This is a genomic window from Halorhodospira sp. 9628 (assembly GCF_022228075.1).
Classification (GTDB): Bacteria; Pseudomonadota; Gammaproteobacteria; order Nitrococcales; family Halorhodospiraceae; genus Halorhodospira; species Halorhodospira halophila_A.
Map to the genome: position 1 here is coordinate 93,778 of NZ_JAJNRF010000002.1, position 21,770 is coordinate 115,547.

Sequence of the window (21,770 nt, forward strand, 5' to 3'; positions counted from 1 at the left end):
CCACCCAGGCTCCCGCACAATCGACTGGGCTCTTCCGTTAAGCCTCAGGAGTTCGACTGCCGGTAGCCGTGGTCTACAATGCCCCAGCGCCCGTAGCAGGGAAATCAGGGGCAGCCGCAGTGCGTGTAAGACAAATCTGGCATCGTCGGCGATGATCACCGTTATTCAGCGTTCAGGAAGGGCCCGGGTTTGGGTCGAGGGCGAGGTTGTCGGGCAGATCGGGCACGGGCTGGTCGCCCTGGTCTGTGCCGTGCGCGGGGATGGCCCGCAACAGGCCCGGCGCCTGGCCGAGCGGGTGCTGGGCTACCGGGTGTTTCCGGATGACGCCGGGCGCATGAACGCCTCCGCCCTCGATCGGGCCTGCGGTGTGCTAGCTGTGCCGCAGTTCACCCTGGCCGCGGATACACGCAAGGGCATGCGGCCGAGCTTCGGACCCGCTGCCGACCCCCAGACCGGTCAGGACCTGTTCGGTATCTTTCTGGATGCTCTGCACGCCCGGGCGACGGGGCCGGTGGCCGCCGGGGTCTTTGGCGCGGACATGCAGGTTGAGCTGGTCAATGACGGGCCGGTGACCTTCTGGCTGGAGGCGCCGCCGGGGCCGGCCGGCGCCGTGTGATATCCTCGTTCGCCCGTCGGGCGTCAGGCCCGGATCGATTCCAACTGCGAGGGCGTTACGGCCATGGCCAAGCGAACGGCAGAAGTCGAGCGCACCACCGGCGAGACCGCCGTGCGGGTGCGGGTGGATCTCGACGGCGAGGGGAGCGCAGAACTCGACTGCGGGGTCCCCTTCTTCGAGCATATGCTCGCCCAGGTGGCCCGTCACGGCGGCTTGGATCTGCACGTCCAGGCCAAGGGGGACACCTGGATCGATGACCACCACACCGTGGAGGACGTGGGCATCGCGCTCGGGCAGGCGCTGGCTCGTGCGTGGGGCGACAAGGCCGGGCTGACCCGCTACGGGTACGCCTATGTGCCCCTGGACGAGGCGCTATCGCGTGCCGTGCTCGACCTCTCCGGCCGGCCTGGGCTCGTCTATGAGGCCGAGTTCCCGCGGGCGCTGATCGGACGCTTTGATACCGAACTCGTCGAGGAGTTCTTCCGGGCCCTGACCAGCCACGCTGCGGTGACCGCACACCTGGACGTGCTGCGCGGACGCAATGCTCACCACATGGTCGAATGCCTTTTTAAGGCCTTCGGGCGCGCGCTGCGCCAGGCCGTCAGCCTGGATGAGCGCGCCGCGGGTCGGATCCCTTCCACCAAGGGGGCCCTCTAGCCATGAGCCGGGTGGCCATCGTTGACTACGGTATGGGCAACCTGCGCTCGGTCTACCGGGCCCTGGCCCACGCCGCCGGTGACGAGTCGGGTCTCGAGGTGACCGCCGACCCCGCCCGGGTCCGGGATGCCGAGCGTGTTGTACTCCCGGGCGTCGGCGCCATCGGCGACTGCATGACCGAACTCGACCGCCTCGGGCTGACCGCTGCCCTAATCGAGGCCGCGCAAAGCCGTCCCTTCCTCGGTATCTGCCTGGGGATGCAGGCGCTGCTGACCCACAGCGAGGAGAGCGGCGGGGTGGACGGCCTGGGTGTGCTGCCCGGACGTGCCGTACGATTCCCAGACGGCGAGCGCGACGGCCGCGGGCGGCCGCTGAAGGTGCCGCACATGGGCTGGAGCCGGGTGCACCGGCCTTGCCGGCACCCGCTGTGGGCCGGCATCGAGGACGGGACTTGGTTCTATTTCGTGCACAGCTACTACGTCGTGGCCGACGATCCGGGCATCATCGTCGGCCAGGCCGAGCACGGGTGCCGTTTCGCCGCCGCCGTGGCGGACGGGCCCTGCTTCGCCGTGCAATTCCATCCGGAGAAGAGCCAGGACGCGGGCCTGCGCCTCTACCGCAACTTCCTCGACTGGGACGGGAGCTGGACGTGATCGTAATCCCCGCCATCGATCTCAAGAACGGCCACTGTGTGCGGCTGCGCCAGGGCCGGATGGACGACGAGACCATCTTCGACGCCGACCCCGTGGCAGTGGCCGGGCGCTGGGTGGCGGCCGGCGCCAGGCGCCTCCACCTGGTCGACCTCGACGGCGCGGTGCAGGGCCGGCCTGCCCACGAGGAGACGATCCACGCGATCGCCCGCGCCTACCCCGATACGCCGCTGCAGATCGGCGGTGGCATCCGCAGCCGGGATACGGCCCTGCGCTACCTGGACGCCGGCGTGGGTTACGTCATTGTCGGCACCCGTGCCGTGCGCGAGCCGGCTTTCGTGGAGGAGCTCTGCCGCGAGATCCCCGGGCGGGTGTGCGTGGGGCTGGATGCGCGGGGCGGGTACGTCGCCACCGATGGCTGGGAACAGACCTCCGAGGTGGCCGCCGTCGACCTCGCTCGCCGGTTCGAGGACGCCGGCGTGGCGGCGTTGATCTTCACGGACATCGGCCGGGACGGGATGATGCAGGGCTGCAACGTTGAGGCCACCCGCGAGCTGGCCCGGGCCGTTTCCATCCCGGTGATCGCATCCGGCGGTGTCAGCAGCCTCGAGGACGTGCGCAGCCTGGCCGCGAGCCCGGAGGGCATCGCCGGGGCCATCGTGGGGCGGGCCATCTACGACGGCGGCCTTGAGCTGGCCGCCGCTATCCGCACGGCGCGGGAGGCCGGCGATGACCGCTAAGCGCATTATCCCTTGCCTGGATGTGGATGGCGGCCGGGTGGTCAAGGGCGTCCGTTTCGTGGACATTCGCGACGCTGGCGACCCCGTGGAGATCGCCCGGCGCTACGACGCCATGGGGGCTGACGAGCTGACCTTCCTGGATATCACCGCCAGCCACGAGGAGCGCGATACCATCTACGATGTGGTGGAGGCGGTGGCCGGGCAGGTCTTCATCCCGTTGACCGTCGGTGGCGGCGTGCGCACCGTGGCCGACGTGCGCCGCCTGCTCAATGCCGGCGCCGACAAGGTGGCTATCAACACCGCGGCGGTTCACCGCCCGGAGTTCGTCCGCGAGGCCGCCGAACGCTTCGGCTCGCAGTGCATCGTGGTGGCGGTGGACGCCAAGCAGGTTGAGGAGGATCCGCCGCGCTGGGAGGTCTTCACCCACGGCGGGCGCAATCCCACCGGGCTCGAGGTCATCAGCTGGTGCCAGCGCCTGGTGGCGCTGGGAGCCGGCGAGATCCTGCTGACCAGCATGGACCGAGACGGCACAAGGGCCGGTTTCGATCTCGGCCTGACCCGCGCCGTCGCCGATGCGGTGACCGTGCCGGTGATCGCCTCCGGCGGCGTGGGGGATCTGGAACACCTGGCCGATGGGGTCGACGAGGGGGGAGCCGATGCCGTTCTGGCGGCGAGCATTTTCCACTTCGGCGACCACACCGTCGGCGAGGCCAAGGCGTACATGGCGGAACGCGGTATCGAGGTCCGACAATGAGCGAAGCCGGAACCGGGCGGTCGGCGGCCGACACCCTGCGCGAGCTGGCCGAGACCATCGAGCGGCGCCGCGGTGCATCGCCGGATGCCTCCTATGTGGCGCGGCTTCACCACAAAGGCTTGGACGCCATCCTCAAGAAGGTTGGCGAGGAGGCGACCGAGACGGTGATCGCCGCCAAGGGCGGCGAGCGGGAACAGATCGTTTATGAGACCGCCGATCTGTGGTTCCATACTCTCGTCATGCTCTCCGCCAGTGGGGTGTCGGTGGATGAGGTGCTGGCGGAGCTGGAGCGACGGGTGGGCCGTTCGGGCCTGGACGAGAAAGCGGCCCGCGGCGAGTGAGCAACGCATAACGGAAGGCGCCGCACGGCGTCGGAGGGTGAGGAGATGGGATTCAATATCTGGTCGCTGCTGATCATTCTGCTGATCGTGGCGCTGCTGTTCGGCACCAAGAAGCTGCGCAATATCGGCGGGGACCTTGGTGGTGCCATCCGCGGCTTCAAGGAGTCGATGCGGGAGGGCGAAGAGGAAGAGGCGCAGAAGCGCGCCGATGGGGAGTCGTCGGAGGAGCCCGAGCCGCTGGAGCACCAGGGCGACCCCGCCTCTGAGCAGGGCCACGCCCGGGAGAGCAGTGCCACCCGCCAGAGTGCCGAGCAGCACGACCGTAGCGCCTCCTGAGAGGCGCCGGCGCGCCTCCGGTACGGCCCTGACGCAGGATCGCCATGTTCGACCTCGGCTTCTGGGAAGTTCTGATCATCTGCCTGATCGGCTTGCTGGTGCTCGGCCCCGAGCGCATGGCTCGTACCGTGCGCGTGCTCGGCCGATGGGCCGGGAAGGCGCGCTCTTCGTTCAACGCGACGCGCCGCGAGGTCGAGCGCGAGCTGCGGGTCGAGGAGATTCGCAAGGCGGGCGAGTCGGTTCGGCGCGATGTCGAGCAGACCCGCCGCGCCTTCACGGGGGCTGAGGAGGACGTCGAGCGGGAGACCCGGGAGGCCCGGCGCGCCGCCCGGCTCCGCAGGGCCGAGGAATCCGAGGGCGGTAAGCCGCGCGGCGCCGACAAGGAGCAGGACCAGTGAGTGCCGGCGAGCCCGACGAGAAAGAGGGGGGTGACGAGAAGCTTCAGGAGGCACCGCTGCTTAGCCACCTGAAGGAGTTCCGCGACCGCCTGCTGCGCATCGTCGTGGTGGTCCTGGGGGCGTTCCTGCTCCTCTACCCCTTCCGGGACACACTCTACCGCTGGATCTCCGGGCCGCTTCAGGAAGTCCTGCCCGAGGGCACCTCGATGATTGCTATCAAGGTGGCCTCGCCGTTTCTGATTCCCATGAAGCTGGCCCTGGTGGCGGCCATCTTCATCACCATCCCCTACATCCTCTACCAGCTCTGGGCCTTCGTGGCGCCGGGGCTGTACCGCCACGAGCGGCGGATGATCTGGCCGTTGCTGATCTCCAGCACCGGGCTGTTCTATCTCGGGGCGGCCTTCGCCTACTTCGTGGTCTTCCCGATCGCCTTCCGCTTCTTTGCACTGGTCTCCCCGGAAGGCGTGCAGATGATGACGGATATCGGCGAATACCTGTCGTTCGTGCTGACCCTGTTCTTCGCCTTCGGTGCGGCCTTTCAGGTGCCGATCGCGACCATCCTTCTGGTGCGCAGTGGCATCTCCACCCGGGAGAGCCTCGCGGCCAAGCGCCCCTACGTGATTGTCGGTGCCTTCGTGGTGGGTATGATGCTCACCCCGCCCGATGTGCTCTCGCAGGTGCTGCTGGCCGTGCCGGTGTGGTTGCTCTACGAGATCGGCATCCTGCTCGCCGGACGGACGCAGCCCGCCGAGGCCGCCTCACCGGACGGCGGCGGAGGCGATCACGGTTAGCGGTGGCGCCCGGGGTGCGCTGGCCCGCCGGGGCCGCCGCGCCCCGGGCGCACGGGTTCTCTCCGTTCGCTCCGAGCCTTAGAGTGGTGGCATGACTGATCGCGGCCTTTTCGAACACCTTCGCAACACCTCCTACCTGCACGGGGCCAATGCGGCCTTCATCGAGGACCTGTACGAGACGTACCTGGCCGATCCGAGCCGCGTGGACCCGGAGTGGCGCGCCTACTTCCACAGCCTGACCCGGGAGTCCGGCACCGGTGAGGACATCCCGCACAGCCCCATCCGGGCCCGCTTTGAGCAGCACGCGCGGGACAATGGCGGCACTCCGGCGCGGGCCTCCGGCGCTGTCCAGGGCGGGCTGAGCGCCGAGGCGGCCGAGAAGCAGGCGGCGGTGCTGCGGCTGATCAACTCCTACCGTTTTCGGGGTCACCAGGCGGCGGATATCGACCCCCTGGACCTGCGCCCGAAACCGCCGGTGCCGGATCTCGATCCGGCCTTCCACGGCCTGTCGCCGGCGGAGCTGGACCAAACGTTCAACACCGGGTCCCTCTACGCGCCGACGCAAATGACGCTGCGCGAGATCATCGCTCAGCTCGAGGAGGTCTATTGCGGGTCCGTCGGTTCGGAGTACATGCACATCACGGATACGGTGCAGAAGCGCTGGATCCAGGAGCGGCTCGAAGGGACCGGTTGCCGTCCGCGGCTGAGCGCCGCGCGCAAGAAAGAGATCCTCGAGCGCCTGACTGCGGCCGAGGGTATCGAGAAGTACCTGCATTCCAAGTACGTGGGCCAGAAGCGGTTCTCCCTGGAGGGTGGGGACTCGCTGATCCCCCTGCTCCACGACCTGATCCAGGGCGCCGGACGCGAGGGCGTCAAGGAGATGGTGCTGGGCATGGCCCACCGGGGCCGGCTCAACGTGCTGATTAACATCATGGGCAAGGACCCGGGCGACCTGTTCGCCGAGTTTGAGGGCCATCAACCCGACGGGCTGCAGGGCTCCGGCGACGTCAAGTACCACATGGGCTTCTCGTCGGACATCCAGACCCCGGGCGGTCCCATGCACGTGGCTCTGGCCTTTAATCCGTCGCACCTGGAGATCGTCAACCCGGTGGTCGAGGGCTCCTGCCGCGGGCGCATGCGCCGGCGTCGCGATCCCCAGGGCGAGCAGGTCCTGCCCCTGCTCATCCACGGTGACGCCGCCTTCGCCGGGCAGGGCGTGGTCATGGAGACCTTCCAGCTCTCCCAGGCCCGCGGTTTCTATACCGGGGGTACGGTGCACGTGGTGGTCAACAACCAGATCGGGTTCACCACCTCGCACCCGCAAGACACGCGCTCGAGCCACTACTGCACCGAAGTGGCGAAGATCGTTCAGGCGCCGATCTTCCACGTCAACGGCGATGACCCCGAGGCGGTAGCCTTCACCACGGCCCTGGCCCTGGATTACCGCAACACCTTCCACCGCGATGTGGTCATCGATCTGATCTGCTACCGCCGCCACGGCCACAACGAGGCCGACGAGCCGGCGGCCACGCAGCCGATGATGTACCAGAAGATCCGCAACCAGCCGACGGTACGCCAGCGTTACGCCGAGCGGTTGGTGCAGGAAGGCATCCTCGGGCCGCGGGAGTCCGAGGAGATGGTCGCCGCCTACCGCGAGGCCCTTGAAAACCGGGAGGTGGTGGCGTCGAACATCCTCACCGGCGTGCGCAACGACTACGCCGCGAACTGGACCCGGTTCGTCGGCGGCGAGTGGAATGAGCCGGTGGAGACCGCCGTGGACAAGGAGCGCCTGCGCGGGCTGCAGCAGATTCTCGACGCCCTGCCCGACGGCTTCGAACTCAATCCGCGGGTGGCCTCCATCATGGAGAGCCGGCGCAAAATGGTCGCCGGTGCGCTGCCGCTGGACTGGGGCTTTGCCGAGACCATGGCCTACGCCACGCTGCTGCAGGACGGCTACCGCGTGCGTCTGACCGGCCAGGACTCCGGCCGGGGGACCTTCTTCCACCGCCACGCCGTGCTGCACAACGCCCGTGACGGCTCCAACTTCGTGCCGCTGCAGGACGTGACCACCGAGCCGCAGGACTTCGTAGTCATCGACTCGCTCCTCTCCGAGGAGGCCGTGGTCGGTTTCGAGTACGGCTACGCCACCACTGAGCCGGACACCCTGACCATCTGGGAGGCGCAGTTCGGTGACTTCGCCAACGGCGCGCAGGTGGTCATCGACCAGTTCATCGCCGCGGCCGAGGCCAAGTGGGGGCGGCTGTCGGGGTTGACCATGTTCCTGCCCCACGGCTACGAGGGGCAGGGGCCGGAGCACTCGTCGGCCCGCCTGGAGCGCTACTTGCAGCTGTGTGCCGAGAACAACATGCAGGTCTGCGTGCCCTCGACGCCGGCGCAGTTCTTCCACATGCTGCGCCGGCAGATGCTGCGCCGCTACCGCAAGCCACTGGTGGTGCTGACGCCGAAAAGCCTGCTTCGGCACAAGCTCTCCACCTCCGGGCTTGACGACCTGACCGGCGGCCACTTCCACAACATCATCGATGAGGTGGACGGGCTCGATCCCGCTGCCTGCCGCCGGGTGGTGCTGTGCGCCGGCAAGGTCTACTACGACCTGCTCGAGGCCCGCCGGCGGGAGGCCCGCAATGACATCGCCATCATCCGGGTCGAGCAGCTCTACCCGTTCCCGGAGAAGGCGCTGCGCCGGCTGCTGACCGAGCGCTACGCGGCCGCCACCGAGGTGGTCTGGTGCCAGGAGGAGCCGAAGAACCAGGGCGCCTGGTACTCCACCAACCACCACCTCTACAACTGCATGGGGCCGGATCAGCGGCTGCGCTACGCCGGGCGCTCGGCGGCGGCATCGCCGGCGGTCGGCTACCCCAAGCGCCACCACGAGCAGCAGCGGGCGCTGGTCGAGGATGCCCTTGGCTAGGCGGCACGCGGCGATCGAGCCCGGACGAGAACACCAGAGAAGGGGACCTGCATGAGCGTCGAGATCAAGGTGCCAGCGCTGCCCGAGTCCGTCAGCGAGGCGACGGTGGTGGCCTGGCATAAGCAGCCCGGCGAGGCGGTGAGCCAGGACGAGAACCTGGTCGATCTGGAGACGGATAAGGTGGTGCTGGAGGTCCCGGCGCCCGCCGACGGTGTGCTGCAGGGGATCGACCGTGCGGTGGGCGATACGGTCACCCCGGACGATATCCTCGGGCACGTCGAGGCGGGTGCCGCAGCCGCCACCGATGACCCCCCGGCCGCCGAGACCGCAGCGGCGGCCGCGGCCGGCGGACAGGCGTCGGACGACGCCGAGCCGGCCCCCCAGGGCGGGGAGGACACGGCCCCCGAGGCGCCCGTCGCGGCCGCGGACGCGGAGGCGGCACCGGCGGCGAGCCTGGACGGGCTCAGCCCGGCGGTGCGCCGTCTGGTCCGCGAGCACGGCCTGGATCCTGCCCGGATCGAGTCCTCCAGTGGCGACGGTCGCCTGACCAAGGAAGACGTGCTCCGCCATCTGGAGCGTCGGGCCGAGGCCGAGGCAGCGCCCACCGCGGTTACAGCACCGCAGAGCGCCCCCGCCGCCGAGGCCGCCCCGCTGGGCGACCGACCCGAGCAGCGGGTGCCCATGACCCGGCTGCGCCAGCGCATCGCCGAGCGTTTGGTCGAGGCGCAGCAGACCGCGGCCATGCTCACCACCTTCAACGAGGTGGACATGCAGCCGGTGATGGATCTGCGCGCCCGTTACCGCGAGCGTTTCGAAAAGGCCCACGACGTGCGCTTAGGCTTCATGTCGTTCTTCGTCAAGGCGGCGGTCGAGGCCCTCAAGCGCTATCCGGCGGTCAACGCCTCGATCGACGGCAATGACATCATCTACCACGGCTATTACGACATCGGCATCGCCGTCTCCTCGCCGCGGGGGCTGGTGGTGCCGGTGCTGCGCGACGCCGACCGCCTCTCCTTCGCCGAGATCGAGTCACAGATCAACGAGCTCGGCAAGCGTGCCCAGCAGGGCAAGCTGAGCATGGACGAGCTTACCGGCGGGACCTTCACCATCACCAACGGCGGGATCTTCGGGTCGCTGCTCTCCACGCCCATCCTCAACCCGCCTCAGAGCGGCATCCTGGGGATGCACAAGATCCAGGAACGACCGGTGGTCGAGGACGGTGAGATCGTGGTCCGGCCGATGATGTACCTGGCCCACACCTACGACCACCGCATCATCGACGGCCGCGAGGCGGTGCAGTTCCTGGTGGCCGTCAAGGACTGCATCGAGGATCCCGCCCGGCTGCTGCTCGAAATCTAGCGGCGCGGGCCCAGGATCCGCCCGGGGCCGGAGGCCCTCGAGCGCACATACAACCACAGAACAGGGTCGCAACATGTCCAATCACTACGATGTCATCGTTATCGGTGCCGGCCCCGCCGGATACAGCGCTGCCATTCGCTGCGCCCAGCTGGGCATGCGCACTGCCGTGGTCGACGCCTTCGTCTTCAAGGATGGCGAGCCCGCCCTCGGCGGCACTTGCCTGAACGTCGGCTGCATCCCCTCCAAGGCGCTGCTCGACAGCTCGGAGCAGTATCACAAGGTCACCGAGCAGCTCAGCGCCCACGGCATCACCGCCCAGGGGGTGGAGCTGGATGTGGAGAAGATGATCGCCCGCAAGGACAAGGTGGTGAAGGATCTCACCGGGGGCATCCGTCAGCTGTTCAAGGCCAACAAGATCGAGTGGATCCACGGTCACGGCCAGTTGGTCGAGGCGAAGACCGTGGAGGTCCGCCGCTCGGATGGCACCAGTGAGCGCTACAGCGCCGACTCCGTCGTACTGGCCACCGGCTCGCGCAGCGTCGAGATCGGCGCCGCAGCGCTGGATCACGAGCGCATCGTCAACTCCGACGGGGCGCTGGACTTCACCGAGGTGCCGCAGCGGCTCGGCATCATCGGCGCCGGGGTCATCGGCCTCGAGATGGGCTCGGTATGGAGCCGCCTCGGCTCGGAGGTGGTGCTGCTCGAGGCGCAGGACGAATTCCTCGGGCCGGTGGACCGCCAGGTGGCGCGCACGGCCCAGAAGGAGTTCAAGAAGCAGGGGCTGGATATCCGCCTGGGTTGCCGGGTCACCGGCACCCGGGTCGACGGTGGGGTCACGGTCTCCTACGAGGACAAGAACGGTGGGCAGGAGCTGGAGGTCGACCGCCTCATCGTCTGCGTCGGCCGGCGACCCAACACCGATGACCTCTGCTCGAAAGAGGTCGATCTGCTCCTCGACGAGCGTGGCTTCATCAATGTCGACGAGGACTGCAAGACCAACCTGCCCGACGTCTACGCCGTCGGCGACGTCGTGCGCGGGCCGATGCTCGCCCACAAGGGCCAAGAAGAGGGCATCCTGGTGGCGGAACGGATCGCCGGCAAGGGCGGGCACCTCAACTACGAGACCATCCCGTGGGTGATCTACACCGACCCCGAGATCGCCTGGGTGGGTCGGACCGAGGAGCAGCTGAAGAAGGCCGGCATCCCCTACAACACCGGGGTTTTCGGCTTTGCTGCCAACGGGCGGGCCCGTGCCATGGACCAGACCGCTGGGATGGTCAAGCTCATCGCCCACGCCGAGACCGACCGGTTGCTCGGGGCCCACATCATCGGTCCGCAGGCCTCCGAACTCATCGCCGAGGCGGTGGTGACCATGGAGTTCGCCGGCTCCGCCGAGGACATCGCGCGCACCATCCACGCCCACCCGACGCTCTCCGAGTCCGTCCACGAAGCGGCCCTGGCCGTGGGTAAGCGGGCCATCCATAAGGCCAACTGAGCCGGTACGCGCCGTGCGCCGCCCCCGCACGGGGCGGCGCCCCCGCACGGGGCGGCGCCGCCGCGAGCGGTCCGGATTCCGTTGCACCGAGGCAGTGCCGCTGGAGCACCGCTTTCGGGTATTCTGGACCCATGACCACCATCCGTACCGTCGCGACCACTCTTCCGATCCTTCTCCTGCTGGCCGCGTGCGCTACTCCCGAGCGGGCGCAGGACCGCGAGCCGGCCGGGGTCCGTGAGGATCCCCCCGCCCCCTTGGCCGAGGCCGAGCCCGAGCCCATCGAGGCCCCCGAGACTGTCCCGGAGCCGGCACCGGGGCTGGGTACCGCCGATGAACCGTTCATTGCCCGCGGGCAGGAGCCGGGGTGGATGCTGCGCATGGACGGCGAGCGCATGCGGCTGCTGGCCGATTACGGCCGCCTCGAGGTGGCCGCCGCGCAGCCGGACCCGGAGGTAACGGACACGGCCCTGCGCTATACGGCGGAGACCGATAACGGCCGCGCGCTGGAGGTTGTCGTCGAGCAGGCGCTGTGCGCCGATGTGGCCACCGGCATGCCGCACCCGTACCGCGTCGACTACACCCTGGACGGTACGCAGCATCGCGGTTGCGGCGGCGATCCCCGGGCGTTGCTGACCGGGGGTGAGTGGCAGATCGTGGCCGTCGACGGCGAGATCCCCGAGGCGATCATCACGCTCGATCTCGATGCCGAGGGGCGGGTTCACGGGCAGGCGCCGTGTAATCGCTACGCCGGCGCCTACCGGCTGACCGGCGAGCGGATCGTGTTCAGCGGCCTGGCCGCCACGCGCATGGCCTGCCGCGACGCGGGCCTGGCGGAAGCCGAGCAGGCGTTCCTGGATGTGCTCGCCGGGGTGTACTTCCTCTATATGCCCGAAGTCGACCGTCTGCGCCTGCTGACCGCGGATGGCAGGCGCCTGGAGGCGGTCCGCGCGGAGGAGGCCGGCGGGGTGGCGCCGTGAGCGTTCGCCCCTGCCCCCTGTGCGGCAGCTCGGCGGTGCTGTTCCATCGGGCCGAGCGCACGTATTACCGATGCCCGAGCTGCGCCCTGGTCCACGTACCGCCCCAGCAGCACCTGTCGGCGGCGGACGAGAAGGCTGTCTACGACCAGCACCGGAATGCGGTGAACGACCCGGGCTACCGGCGCTTCCTGGCCCGGATCGCCGATCCGCTGATGGCCGCGGTGGTGCCGCCGGCGCGCGTGCTGGATTTCGGTTGCGGCCACGGCCCCGCGCTGGCGGCGATGTTCCGTGAGGCAGGCTATCAGGCCGAGGTCTACGATCCCTTCTACTTCCCCGATCCGTCGCCGTTGCGCGATCGCTACGAGGTGGTTACCGCCACCGAGGTGGTCGAGCACCTGGCCGAGCCGGCGGCCGAGCTCGACGGGCTCTGGGGGTGCGTGCGACCCGGGGGTTGGCTGGGTATCATGACCAAGCGCCAGCCGTCCGCCGAGGCGTTCGGTGCCTGGCACTACCTGCGCGACCCGACCCACATCGCCTTCTTCGCCGAGGCGACCTTCTGCTGGTTCGCCCGACGCTGGGGCGCGGAGCTGCACCTACCGCGGGACGATGTCGCCCTGTTGCGCCGCCCGGTCGCCGGCGGCGCGGGCTGAGGACAGTCGGGGCCATGCCTGCTATGTTCACCCGAGACCGCTGCACCTTCAGCGGCAGCCTGAAGCGAGGATTCGCAGTGCCACACGACCTCCCCGACCGCCCACGACGCCACACCCTGAAGATGATGATCAGCGCATCCCTGATGCCCTTGGTGGGCATGTCGGCCACCCCGGTTGCCGGCGCCCGGGGCGGCGAGGTGGACCGGGACGGGAGGCCGCGTATCGGCCTGGCGCTCGGCAGCGGCGGGGCCCGCGGCCTCTCCCACCTGCTGGTCTTCGAGGCGCTCGAGGAGCTCGGGGTGCGTCCGCACCGGATCAGTGGCTGCAGCATCGGCGCCATCATGGGCGCGCTCTATGCCGCCGGGCTTAGCGCCGAGGAGATCCGAGCCGGAATCGATGAGCTCGTCGCCGATCAGGACGAGAACTGGCTGCAGACGCTGATGGGCGGCAAATGGCGGCAGTGGCTCGACTTCGTGCAGCCGTCGGATCGCGACGGCGGGCTTGTGGAGTCCGACGCCTTTATCGCCCACCTGCGCAAGGAGACGGGCGTGTCGCGCTTTGGCGAGCTGGAGATTCCGCTGCAGATTGTGGCCACCGACTACTGGAAGCGCGAGGCGGTGGTCTTCGATTCGGGTGCGTTGTGGCCGGCGGTCCAGGCGAGCATGGCCATGCCGGGGCTGTTCAGCCCGGTCTCCTATCAGGATCGGGTGCTGGTCGACGGCGGCCTGACCAATCCGGTGCCGTTCGACCTGCTCGCTGAGGATTGCGACGTGGTGGTGGCGGTCAATGTGCTCGGCACCCGTGAGGAGGGCAAGGACGAGGCACTGCGCAACCCGGCGTACCTGGACAACATCTTCAACACGTTCCAGGTCATGCAGTACTCCATCCTGCAGGAGAAGCGGCGGCGGGAGGAGCCCGATATCCTGATCAGCCCGGCGATCCGCGATATCCGCGTGCTCGACTTTCACAGGGTGGATACGATCCTTGAGCAGGCCCGCCCTGAGGTGGACATCCTCCGGGACGAGCTGCGTGAACGGCTGGCCGAGTGGTGAGCGGGATGATGGCGGAATGGTTTGCCAGCGGCCGCGTCATCGACGCCATCCTGGTGCTGATGCTCCTCGAGGGGGCCCTGCTTTACGCGCTCTACCGGCGCACCGGTCATGGCCTGGCGCCGGCAACCATCGTGACCACCCTGGCGGCCGGCGGCTTCCTGCTGCTGGCGCTGCGCGCCGCGCTGACCGGTGCCCCGTGGTACTGGGTCTCGGGGTGGTTGCTGGCTGGCCTGGCGGCCCACCTGGCGGATCTGTGGCAGCGTCTGGGCCGGTCCTGACTGTTACGCTTTGTAGGCGGCGAAGCAGCGCATGACCCCGCGCGCCCGTCGCGAGGTGCCGTCGATGCGGAACCCCGCCGCGCGCACGGCTGCCTCGGTATCCCGGTTGAGGTGGCAGCCGCCGCTGACGGCGGTCCACACCGGCTGGATGCGGTCCTGCACCCGGCCCGCCAGCCCCGGTGAGCGCACGTGCTCGAGCATTCGCAGCACCCCGTGATCGTCGAGGACCCGGCGGATCTCCCGCAGCCCCGCCGCGGTATCGCCGACGCTGCAGAAACTCAGGCTGGTGGTGACCGTGTCGAAGCTGCCGTCGGCGAAGGGCAGTGCCTCCGCGCGGCCAACGTACAGCGGGACCTGCGGCGCCCGGCGCCGGGCGCGGCGCAACGCGGCGGCGTCCGGATCCACTGCCCACACCGCGGTCTCGGCGGGATAGAGCGGTAGGGTCCGTCCCGTCCCGCAGCCTACCTCCAGGACACGGCCGCGGACCCCGTCGACGAGCGCCTCGCGCCAGCGGTGCATGCCTAAGCGTTCGCAGACGGCCATACCGGCGTCGTAGAGCCACGGGATGTGCTCGACGCCACGCACCGGGGTCACTCGCGAAGCCAGCAGGCGGCTCGATGCTCCGGGCGGGGCCGGAAGTCCGGCGGCGGCGGATCGAGCTCGCACCGACCCGCCATGGCGTGCGGGCAGCGTGGGTGGTAACGGCATCCGGTGGGTGGCTGGATCAGGCTGGGCGCCTCGCCCCCGGGGACTGGGCGGGGGCGGCCGGCGTTGGCGGCATCGGGGTCGCCGAGGGCGCTGAGCAGGGCCTCGGTGTAGGGGTGCTGGGGCCGCTGCAACAGCGCGTCCACAGGGGCCTGCTCGACGATGCGTCCGCCGTACATCACCATCGCCCGGTCCACATAGTGGCGGACCGTCGAGAGGTCGTGGGTGATGTAAAGCAGGGCCAAGTCGTGCTCCTGTTGCACCCGGTGGAGCAGGTTGAGGATCTCCACCCGGACCGAGGCGTCGAGCATGGAGACGGGCTCGTCGGCGATGATCATCGCCGGCCGCAGCAGCAGTGCCCGGGCGATGACCACGCGCTGCTGCTGACCGCCGCTGAGTTGGTGGGGAAACTTGCCGGCCACCTCGGCCGCGGGGCTGAGGCCAACCTCTTCGAGGGCTGCCTCGATGCGCCGCCAGCGCTCGGCGCGCGGGCGGACGCCGTGGATAATCAGCGGCTCGGCCAGGATCCGCTGCACCTCCATGAACGGTGGCAGGGCCCCGTAGGGGTCCTGCTGGACGTAGCCGACCTGCGCGCGGTATGTCTTGAGGGCCGCGCCGTTGAGCTCACCCACCTCGGTACCGGCGAAACGCACCGAGCCGGCGGTGGGCCGGTGCAGCCCGAGCAGGGTGCGCGCCAGAGAGCTCTTGCCGCAGCCGCTCTCGCCGACCACCGCAATGGCCTCACCGGCGTCCAGGCTGAAGGCTACGCCGTCGACGGCGCGCACCGTGCCGGTCCGCAGGAACCCCCACTGACGCAGTTCGAAGTGGGTGTGCAGGCCGTCAACGCACAGCAGTGCCTCATCGGTGCTGCCGGTGGTGCGCGCCGCGATGGGTGAGTGCAAGCTCATGGTCCCCCTCCCGAGCGGTGGTGAAGCCAGCAGCGGACTCGGTGCCGGGTATCGTAGGCAACCTCGGGTGGTGGCTCGCTGCAGCGCTCATAGGCCTTCGGGCAGCGTTCGGCGAAGCGGCAGCCGGTCGGCGGCTCGAGCAGGCTCGGGGGGCGGCCCGGTATGGCGCGTGGCGGCTGCTCCTGGTGCAGCCGGGGCACCGAGTCCATCAGCAGCCGCGAGTAGGGGTGGGCGGGATGGCCGAAGAACGCCTCGGCGCTGGCGGTCTCCACCACCTGCCCGGCGTACATCAGCGCCACCCGGTCGGCCAGTTCGCTGGAGGTGGCGATATCGTGGGTGATCAGCACGAAGCTGACCCCGCGTTGGGCCTTGATGCGCTTGAGCACGTTCATGATGGATGCCTGGGTGAGCACGTCCAGCGCCGAGGTGGGCTCGTCGAGGACGACCAGGTCCGGTTCGGTCACCAGCGCCATGGCCAGCACCGCGCGCTGGCGCATGCCCCCCGAAAGCTCGTGGGGGTAGCGGCGCAGGAAATCCGTGGCGATGCCCACCTCCTCGAAGGCGGCGCCGGCGCGACGGTGTGCCTCCCGCCGGCCCAGCCGGTGGTGCACGCGCAGCGGTTCAGCCACCTGTTCCCCGACGCGCACCACCGGGTTGAGGGCGTTCATGGCCGCCTGCATGACCAGGGCGATGCGCACCCAACGCACTTCGCGGCGGAAGCGCTCCTCCGGAAGGCCGAGCACGTCGCGTCCGTCCAGGCGCATCTGGCCGCTGGGGGCATGGGCGTTGCGCGGCAGCGTGCGCAGCAGGGTACGCGCCAGCGAGCTCTTGCCGCAGCCGGACTCGCCGAGCACGGCCAGGGCCTCGTTGCGGCGCACCTCCAAGTTCACGCCGTCCACCGCCCACAGGGTGCCGCGCGCGGTGGCGTAGCCCAGGCGCAGGTTCTCGATCTCGAGCAGCGGGGCACCGGCCATCAGAGGTTCCTCAGCCGCGGGTTGAAGATCCGGTCTAGGGCGAAGCCGAGCATGGCAAAGCCGAGTCCGGTGAGCATCAGCAGCGCCGCCGGCGACAGCACCCAGTAGTAAAAGCCGTGGTAGAGCGCACTCTGGGCCTGGGCATCGTGCAGGACCTTGCCCCACGTCGGCAGCACCGGGTCACCCAGGCCGAGAACCGCCAACGACGCCTCCAGGAAGACGTAGGTGGGGATCAGGGTGACGAAGGTGGGGATGAGCACTGGCAGGATCCGCGGCACCATGTAGCGCAGGATGATCCGGCCGCCCCCGGCCCCATAGGCGCGCGCCGCCTCGATATAGGGCGCTTCACGGATGGGCAGCAGCATCGAGCGGTACATCTTGATCCCGGCGCTGAATATGCCCAGCACCACGACGACGCCGAGCATCAGCCAGATGCTGGTCGAATAGAGGGTGCCGATCATCACCAGGATCGGCAGCAGCGGCAGGATGATGTTCACCTCGGTGAGCCGCTGGATGGTGGCGTCCACCCAGCCCCCGTACCAGACCCCGGTGGCGGCGATGATCAGGGTGGTCACTGTGGTGCCCACGGCGGCGAGCAGTCCGAAGGCGAGGGCGACCGGCGTGCCCCAGAGCAGGGCTACGGCCAGGTCGCGGCGCTGGTGGTCGGTGCCGAAGGCGCCGTGGACCTGCCCGTAGACGACCAGCTCGGCGTGCAGCCGGGCGGACTCTTCGAAGTGCACCGTCTCGATAACCAGCTCGTAGGTGCCGGTGCGCACTGTCGGGTCCGGGGTTCCGGGCTCGGCGTCGGTGAACAGGCCGACCTGGGGCGCGCGGCCCAGCCGACTCTCCAGTTGCCGGTCCTGGGAGATGGAGAAGCGCTCCCGCTCCCCCACCCGGCGGGCGTCGATGGGGATCTCCTCGCCGTCCGGGGTGCGCCAGTGCACCCGCGTGAAGGGCTGGCCCTGCTCGAACTCCGCCTCGAGGAAGAGATTGATCTCCGAGGGGAAGCCGTCGTAGGGGAAGTCGACCTCCAGGGTGGTTGTCTCGAGCCGTGCTGCGCCCAGATCCTGGCGCTCGGTGGGCGCATCCTCGCTGGAGACGGTGATGGTGCGCGGGGCATCCCCGCCGAGAAGCCGGTCGGTCCACGCCGGGCTGGCGTTGACCGGCAGGTCCTGCCAGGCGTCGCCGCCGCGCCAGAGCTTCTGCGCCTCGGAGTAGGGGATGGCGGTCACGGCATAGATGGCCGTGGCGATCAGCATGGCGATGATCAGCAGCCCGGCCACGGCGGACGGGTAGCGTCGTACCTGGGTGAGCCCATCGCGCCAGCGGATCATCCCTGCCCCCCGTCGATGCGGACCCGCGGGTCCAGGATGGCGTAGAGGAAGTCCAGCAGGAACACGGTCACGGCCAGCAGGTAGGCAAAGATGACCACCGAGCCGATGATGACCGGCGTGTCACGGTGCCCGATGGCCTCGAAGAGTAGCGTGCCCAGGCCCGGCCAGTTGAAGACCTGTTCGAGAATGATCGCACCGCTCCATAGGCCGATGAGCATCAGCAGGAAGCTGGTGATGATCGGCGAAAGTGTCGGCCGGAGGATGTAGCGCTGCTCCACCAGGGCGTCGGGCAAACCCTTGGCACGGGCCATCTCCACATAATCCTCGCTGGAGTGGATGAGGAAGAACGTCCGCCACGAGTAGATCGATATGAAGATCTGGGCGATGAACATCGCCGCCACCGGTAGCGCCATGTGGCGGATCACGCTGGCTGCATAGGCCCACGGATCCTCCGGCGGCGGCACCGCCACCATGCCGCCGGACGGCAGCAGCGGGAAGATGAACGCAAGCAGCAGGATCAGGAAGATGCCGTAGAACCACGCCGGCGCCGCCGAGGTGGGTGCCAGGCCGATCACGGTCTGGTCCAGCCGGCTGCCGTAGCGTCGTGACAGCGACAGCGCGGCGAAGACCGAGACGAAAAACACCAGCAGGTTGGCGGTGCCGAAGAGCAGCAGCGTCGCCGGCAGGCGCTCGGCAATGATGTTGTAGACCTGCCGGGAACCGGCATCGCTGTGCATCTGCTCCGCCCGCCCCAGGTCGAGGGTCATGGCCGCGCGCAGGTAGTCGAAGCTGCGCACGATGAACGGCTCGTCCAGGCGCAGGCGCTCGACCTCTAGGTCGATCTGGCGCTGCATCAGTTCCTCGCGCTCCTCCGAGTCGAGGTCCTGGAAGGCCGGGTCTCCCCGGACCTGTTCGGCCACTTCGCCCTGGATCTGGGCCATGCGCAGCTCATCCACCTGCCCGCCCATGTTGGCGATGAGGATGGTCAGGTAGACACCGATCAGCACGGTCAGCAGCAGGGCGATGAGCCGCTTGGCGGTGAAAACCCCAAGATGACGGAGGTCGCGGAGCAAGGAGGCGGTGCGGCTGACGGGGGCGGCGCTGGCCACGGCTACTCCTCCTCCTGGCTGTCTGCTTCGGGGCCGCCGGCCGGTAGGGTGGCGAAGGCGTGGGTGGCGAATGCCGGCAGGGCCACGCTTCGTGAGGTGACGGCCAGTTCCATGCTGTTGGCTCCGGTGCCCAGCGTCTCCAGCGCCTCGGCGGGGACGCGGATGCGCCACTGTCCGTCGCCGTCCGGCTCGCTCTCGCCTTTCAGCGCCAGCCGGTCGTCCCGGTCGAAGAGGAGAAAGCGGGCGGTCTCGATCTCCTCGTCCGGGTAGGGTTCGCCGGCGTAGGTGATGCGGACCGTCAGCTCGAGATCCTCGCCGTGCTCGACCAGCAGCGGTCCGTCGATTTCCAGCTCCGGGATGCGCGGGTCGGTGAAGCGCAGCCACTTGTCGGCCGGATCCGGGTGATCCGGGTAGCGACGCAGCACGATGCTGCCCTCCACCGGGCGGACCGAGTGCAGGTAGAACGGCCCATCATCCACCCAGAAGTGGCCGCGTTCCTGCTGCCAGGTGTCGAGGGCGCGGTAGCGCTCGGCGGCCTCGCCCTCACGCAGCCATTCGCCAAGGGCCTGCTCGAAGGGCACCTGCTCGGCCTCAGCGGCAGCGCGCAGGTAGCCGCGGAGAACCTCCAGGCTCGGCCCCGAGACCAGGTTGAGCCACTCCACATCCATGCGGTCGGCCTTGCTCGAGGAGAAGGCGAGCTCGCCGCGGCGCTCGGCCTGGATGCCCAGGTTGACCACGTGCCAGGGCTGAGCGGCCGGGATGCGGGCGGCGACCAGGTTCTCGGCGTCCGGGTAGACCTGGTCGCTGTAGACCTCGACGGTCAGGGGGTCGGTATCGGTAATCCGCCAGCCGCGGAAGTTGCGTTGATAGACCTCGAACTCCGGCAGGTGGGAGGGATCGAACAGCGGGCTGTCCTCGTCGGCTCGGGCGAAGCTCAGGATCCAAGGCAGCACCACGTCGGCCACGGAGACCTGCGAGCCGTTGTGCCAGCGGCGCTCGAGGTAGTCGTCCTCGTAGTGGAGGACTACCCGCGAGCGGGCGGTCAGTCCATCCTCGTGGCGATCGTCCACGGTCAGGATGCGCTGCTCCTCCGGGTCCCAGTCGATCCAGGCGTCACCGGGGATCTCGATGGTCTCAGCGGTTTCCAGCGAGACCCAGTCCAGGGTGCGGTTGACCGGCGCGTCCTCAGTGACCGTGACCTCCGCCGAGTCGAGTCGCTGCGGCCAGTAGAGGCCGGTGAAGGGGTCGGGCAGCACCGCCGAGTCGGTCAACCCGCGCAGGATCATGCGGTCGAAGATCCAGTTGCTGCCGGCGACGTGGTTCCACGGTTCGGTGAGCATGCTCGGCGTGGCTGCCACCACGCGACCGCCCACGCGATCGCTGAAACGCAGGGTAAAGGGCCACAGCTGCGACCCGGAGAGCCCGCCGGCCAGGTCGCCGGCCACCTCAAGATCGGCGGCGTGGGGCCAGACACTGAGCTGATCCGCCAGCCAGATGCGCGCCGAGTTTTCCATCGCCAGGGTCAGGCCCTCCTCCATGAGTTCCTGGCGTTCCCCGACGCTGGTGTAGTCGCGGCGCTCCAGGCGCTCGGCGGCCTCGCTGAACGCCTCGGTGGGCTCATACGCCTGCCATAGCGGGTCGGGGCGGCCTCGGGGGGTGTAGTAGTAGTTGAAGTTGTCGCCGATGTCGCGGTTGATCACGGTCGAGACCCAGGCGCCGGTGTAGATGTGCCAGCGTCCGGCGGCCGGGTCGCCGGTCATCCAGATGCGGGAGGCCTCCTCGGCCGTGCGGTAGAGGCGCTCGACGGTGAAGCCGAGATCCTCCATCAGGTTGGCGATGTAGTCCCCGACCCGCTCACGGTTGTCCTCGGTGCGGATGAGCACGGTGAGGGTCACCGGCTCGTCGGCGTAATACCAGCGGCCCTCCCGGCGCGCGGCGCCGCGCGCCTCCATGGTTTCCGCGATGGTCGCCTCGGCGCGCTCCGGGTCATGGCGGTACTTGAGTTCCAGCGAGCGTGCGGTCTCCGCCAGCCGGGCGTAGTCGGGGAAGGCCGTGTTGATCGGCAGATAGCGGGGCACCGCAAGACCGCCGAAGAGTTCCTCGGCCACGTGGCGCCGGTCGATCAGGCGATTCAGCGCCTCGCGGATGCGCGGCTCGCGGAATGGATTGAGTCGCTGCTCGTCCTCGAAGGCGGCCGGGTTGAGGGTCAGCTCGATGGCCGTGCCGTGGGAAAGGAAGTGGTCGACCTGCTCCGAGTCCTGCGCCTGGCGGAAGATGGTGGCGCTGTCGATACCCTGAGTGAATAGGTGGTGCGAGCCGTGCTCGATGAGCGCGGTGAGCCGGCCCGGGTCGGACTCCTCGGTGAAGATGATCTCATCGACTAGTGCACCGCGGCGTTCGGCCGGGTCGCCCGGTTCGCCCCGGTTGCTGGCGTCGGTGTCCGCGCCGCGCTGTTCGCCGATGATCAGCACGGTGGCGATTGCCCCGGCAATCAGGGCCAGCGCGGCCAGGGGGATATAGGAGCGCGGCGCCATGGGTCGAGCCTGTGAGTCCTCGCTGCGGGGTCGGTTTTTGACCGCAGCTCATGGTGCACCAAGCTTTGCGTGGGGTCCAACCTGCCCTTGGCCCGGGGCGCGCGCAATGCAGCGTGAGCCGGATCATTGTTGAACATAATGCTGCTCCCGTACGAAGCGCGCGGAGAACACGCAGAAAACGCC

The 21,770-nt window shown here is 69.0% G+C and carries 22 protein-coding genes; 16 read left to right on the plus strand and 6 right to left on the minus strand.

The window, feature by feature from the left end; genetic code table 11:
• The first annotated feature begins 151 nt into the window (after positions 1-151).
• The 16 genes from dtd (at position 152) to LRG10_RS03025 (ending at position 14,023) form a co-directional block, all read left to right on the plus strand.
• Entirely contained in the window at positions 152-616 is a 465-nt protein-coding gene (gene dtd, locus LRG10_RS02950) for a D-aminoacyl-tRNA deacylase (RefSeq protein WP_201169987.1), read from the plus strand.
• 63 nt (positions 617-679) lie between these two features.
• Complete coding sequence (hisB, locus tag LRG10_RS02955) at positions 680-1,273, plus strand: imidazoleglycerol-phosphate dehydratase HisB (RefSeq protein WP_201169986.1); 594 nt, start codon at positions 680-682, stop codon at positions 1,271-1,273.
• Between the two features lie 2 nt (positions 1,274-1,275).
• Entirely contained in the window at positions 1,276-1,926 is a 651-nt protein-coding gene (gene hisH, locus LRG10_RS02960) for an imidazole glycerol phosphate synthase subunit HisH (RefSeq protein WP_201169984.1), read from the plus strand.
• On the plus strand, positions 1,923-2,663 hold the full coding sequence (hisA, locus tag LRG10_RS02965) for a 1-(5-phosphoribosyl)-5-[(5-phosphoribosylamino)methylideneamino]imidazole-4-carboxamide isomerase (RefSeq protein WP_201241764.1): 741 nt from the start codon (positions 1,923-1,925) through the stop codon (positions 2,661-2,663). The genes hisH and hisA overlap by 4 nt, the downstream gene beginning before the upstream one ends.
• A complete protein-coding gene (gene hisF / locus LRG10_RS02970) occupies positions 2,653-3,417 on the plus strand; it encodes an imidazole glycerol phosphate synthase subunit HisF (protein ID WP_201169980.1) in 765 nt (254 codons plus the stop codon). Before hisA ends, hisF begins: the two co-directional genes overlap by 11 nt.
• A complete protein-coding gene (locus tag LRG10_RS02975) occupies positions 3,414-3,758 on the plus strand; it encodes a phosphoribosyl-ATP diphosphatase (RefSeq protein WP_201169978.1) in 345 nt (114 codons plus the stop codon). Before hisF ends, LRG10_RS02975 begins: the two co-directional genes overlap by 4 nt.
• Positions 3,759-3,803: 45 nt before the next feature.
• Entirely contained in the window at positions 3,804-4,094 is a 291-nt protein-coding gene (tatA, locus tag LRG10_RS02980; RefSeq protein ID WP_201169976.1) for a Sec-independent protein translocase subunit TatA, read from the plus strand.
• A 44-nt stretch (positions 4,095-4,138) separates the two neighbouring features.
• The gene (gene tatB, locus LRG10_RS02985) at positions 4,139-4,492 is read left to right on the plus strand and encodes a Sec-independent protein translocase protein TatB (RefSeq protein WP_201241765.1); all 354 of its coding nucleotides are present in this window, start codon (positions 4,139-4,141) and stop codon (positions 4,490-4,492) included.
• Positions 4,489-5,283, plus strand: coding sequence for a twin-arginine translocase subunit TatC (gene tatC / locus LRG10_RS02990; RefSeq protein ID WP_201169972.1), 795 nt, complete (start codon positions 4,489-4,491; stop codon positions 5,281-5,283). Before tatB ends, tatC begins: the two co-directional genes overlap by 4 nt.
• 91 nt (positions 5,284-5,374) lie before the next feature.
• Positions 5,375-8,212, plus strand: coding sequence for a 2-oxoglutarate dehydrogenase E1 component (locus LRG10_RS02995; protein ID WP_201169970.1), 2,838 nt, complete (start codon positions 5,375-5,377; stop codon positions 8,210-8,212).
• Positions 8,213-8,263: 51 nt separating this feature from the next.
• A complete protein-coding gene (gene odhB, locus LRG10_RS03000; protein ID WP_238634684.1) occupies positions 8,264-9,571 on the plus strand; it encodes a 2-oxoglutarate dehydrogenase complex dihydrolipoyllysine-residue succinyltransferase in 1,308 nt (435 codons plus the stop codon).
• Positions 9,572-9,644: 73 nt separating this feature from the next.
• The gene (lpdA, locus tag LRG10_RS03005; RefSeq protein ID WP_201169965.1) at positions 9,645-11,066 is read left to right on the plus strand and encodes a dihydrolipoyl dehydrogenase; all 1,422 of its coding nucleotides are present in this window, start codon (positions 9,645-9,647) and stop codon (positions 11,064-11,066) included.
• Positions 11,067-11,197: 131 nt separating this feature from the next.
• Entirely contained in the window at positions 11,198-12,043 is an 846-nt protein-coding gene (locus LRG10_RS03010; RefSeq protein WP_201169964.1) for an META domain-containing protein, read from the plus strand.
• Complete coding sequence (locus LRG10_RS03015) at positions 12,040-12,693, plus strand: class I SAM-dependent methyltransferase (RefSeq protein WP_238634685.1); 654 nt, start codon at positions 12,040-12,042, stop codon at positions 12,691-12,693. The genes LRG10_RS03010 and LRG10_RS03015 overlap by 4 nt, the downstream gene beginning before the upstream one ends.
• Before the next feature lie 77 nt (positions 12,694-12,770).
• Positions 12,771-13,745: a patatin-like phospholipase family protein gene (locus tag LRG10_RS03020; RefSeq protein ID WP_238634686.1), complete on the plus strand. Its 975-nt coding sequence runs from the start codon at positions 12,771-12,773 to the stop codon at positions 13,743-13,745.
• Positions 13,746-13,753: 8 nt separating this feature from the next.
• Positions 13,754-14,023 carry a hypothetical protein gene (locus LRG10_RS03025; RefSeq protein ID WP_201169961.1) on the plus strand — a complete coding sequence of 90 codons (270 nt, stop codon included), beginning with the start codon at positions 13,754-13,756 and terminating at the stop codon, positions 14,021-14,023.
• A 3-nt stretch (positions 14,024-14,026) separates the two neighbouring features.
• On the opposite strand, the gene LRG10_RS03030 is transcribed toward LRG10_RS03025, so the two are convergent.
• The 6 genes from LRG10_RS03030 to LRG10_RS03055 are packed head-to-tail and all read right to left on the minus strand — an operon-like array spanning position 14,027 to position 21,587.
• Entirely contained in the window at positions 14,027-14,608 is a 582-nt protein-coding gene (locus tag LRG10_RS03030) for a methyltransferase domain-containing protein (RefSeq protein ID WP_201170306.1), read from the minus strand.
• 5 nt (positions 14,609-14,613) lie between these two features.
• On the minus strand, positions 14,614-15,636 hold the full coding sequence (locus LRG10_RS03035; RefSeq protein WP_238634687.1) for an ABC transporter ATP-binding protein: 1,023 nt from the start codon (positions 15,634-15,636) through the stop codon (positions 14,614-14,616).
• Positions 15,633-16,610 (minus strand): ABC transporter ATP-binding protein, encoded by a 978-nt coding sequence (locus LRG10_RS03040; RefSeq protein ID WP_201169959.1) that lies wholly within the window; start codon positions 16,608-16,610, stop codon positions 15,633-15,635. Before LRG10_RS03040 ends, LRG10_RS03035 begins: the two co-directional genes overlap by 4 nt.
• Positions 16,610-17,944, minus strand: coding sequence for an ABC transporter permease (locus LRG10_RS03045; protein WP_201242995.1), 1,335 nt, complete (start codon positions 17,942-17,944; stop codon positions 16,610-16,612). The genes LRG10_RS03040 and LRG10_RS03045 overlap by 1 nt, the downstream gene beginning before the upstream one ends.
• Positions 17,941-19,053 (minus strand): ABC transporter permease, encoded by a 1,113-nt coding sequence (locus LRG10_RS03050; RefSeq protein WP_201169953.1) that lies wholly within the window; start codon positions 19,051-19,053, stop codon positions 17,941-17,943. The genes LRG10_RS03045 and LRG10_RS03050 overlap by 4 nt, the downstream gene beginning before the upstream one ends.
• Positions 19,054-19,055: 2 nt before the next feature.
• Positions 19,056-21,587, minus strand: a complete 2,532-nt coding sequence (locus LRG10_RS03055) for an ABC transporter substrate-binding protein (RefSeq protein WP_238634688.1) — start codon at positions 21,585-21,587, stop codon at positions 19,056-19,058.
• Between the last annotated feature and the right edge of the window lie 183 nt (positions 21,588-21,770).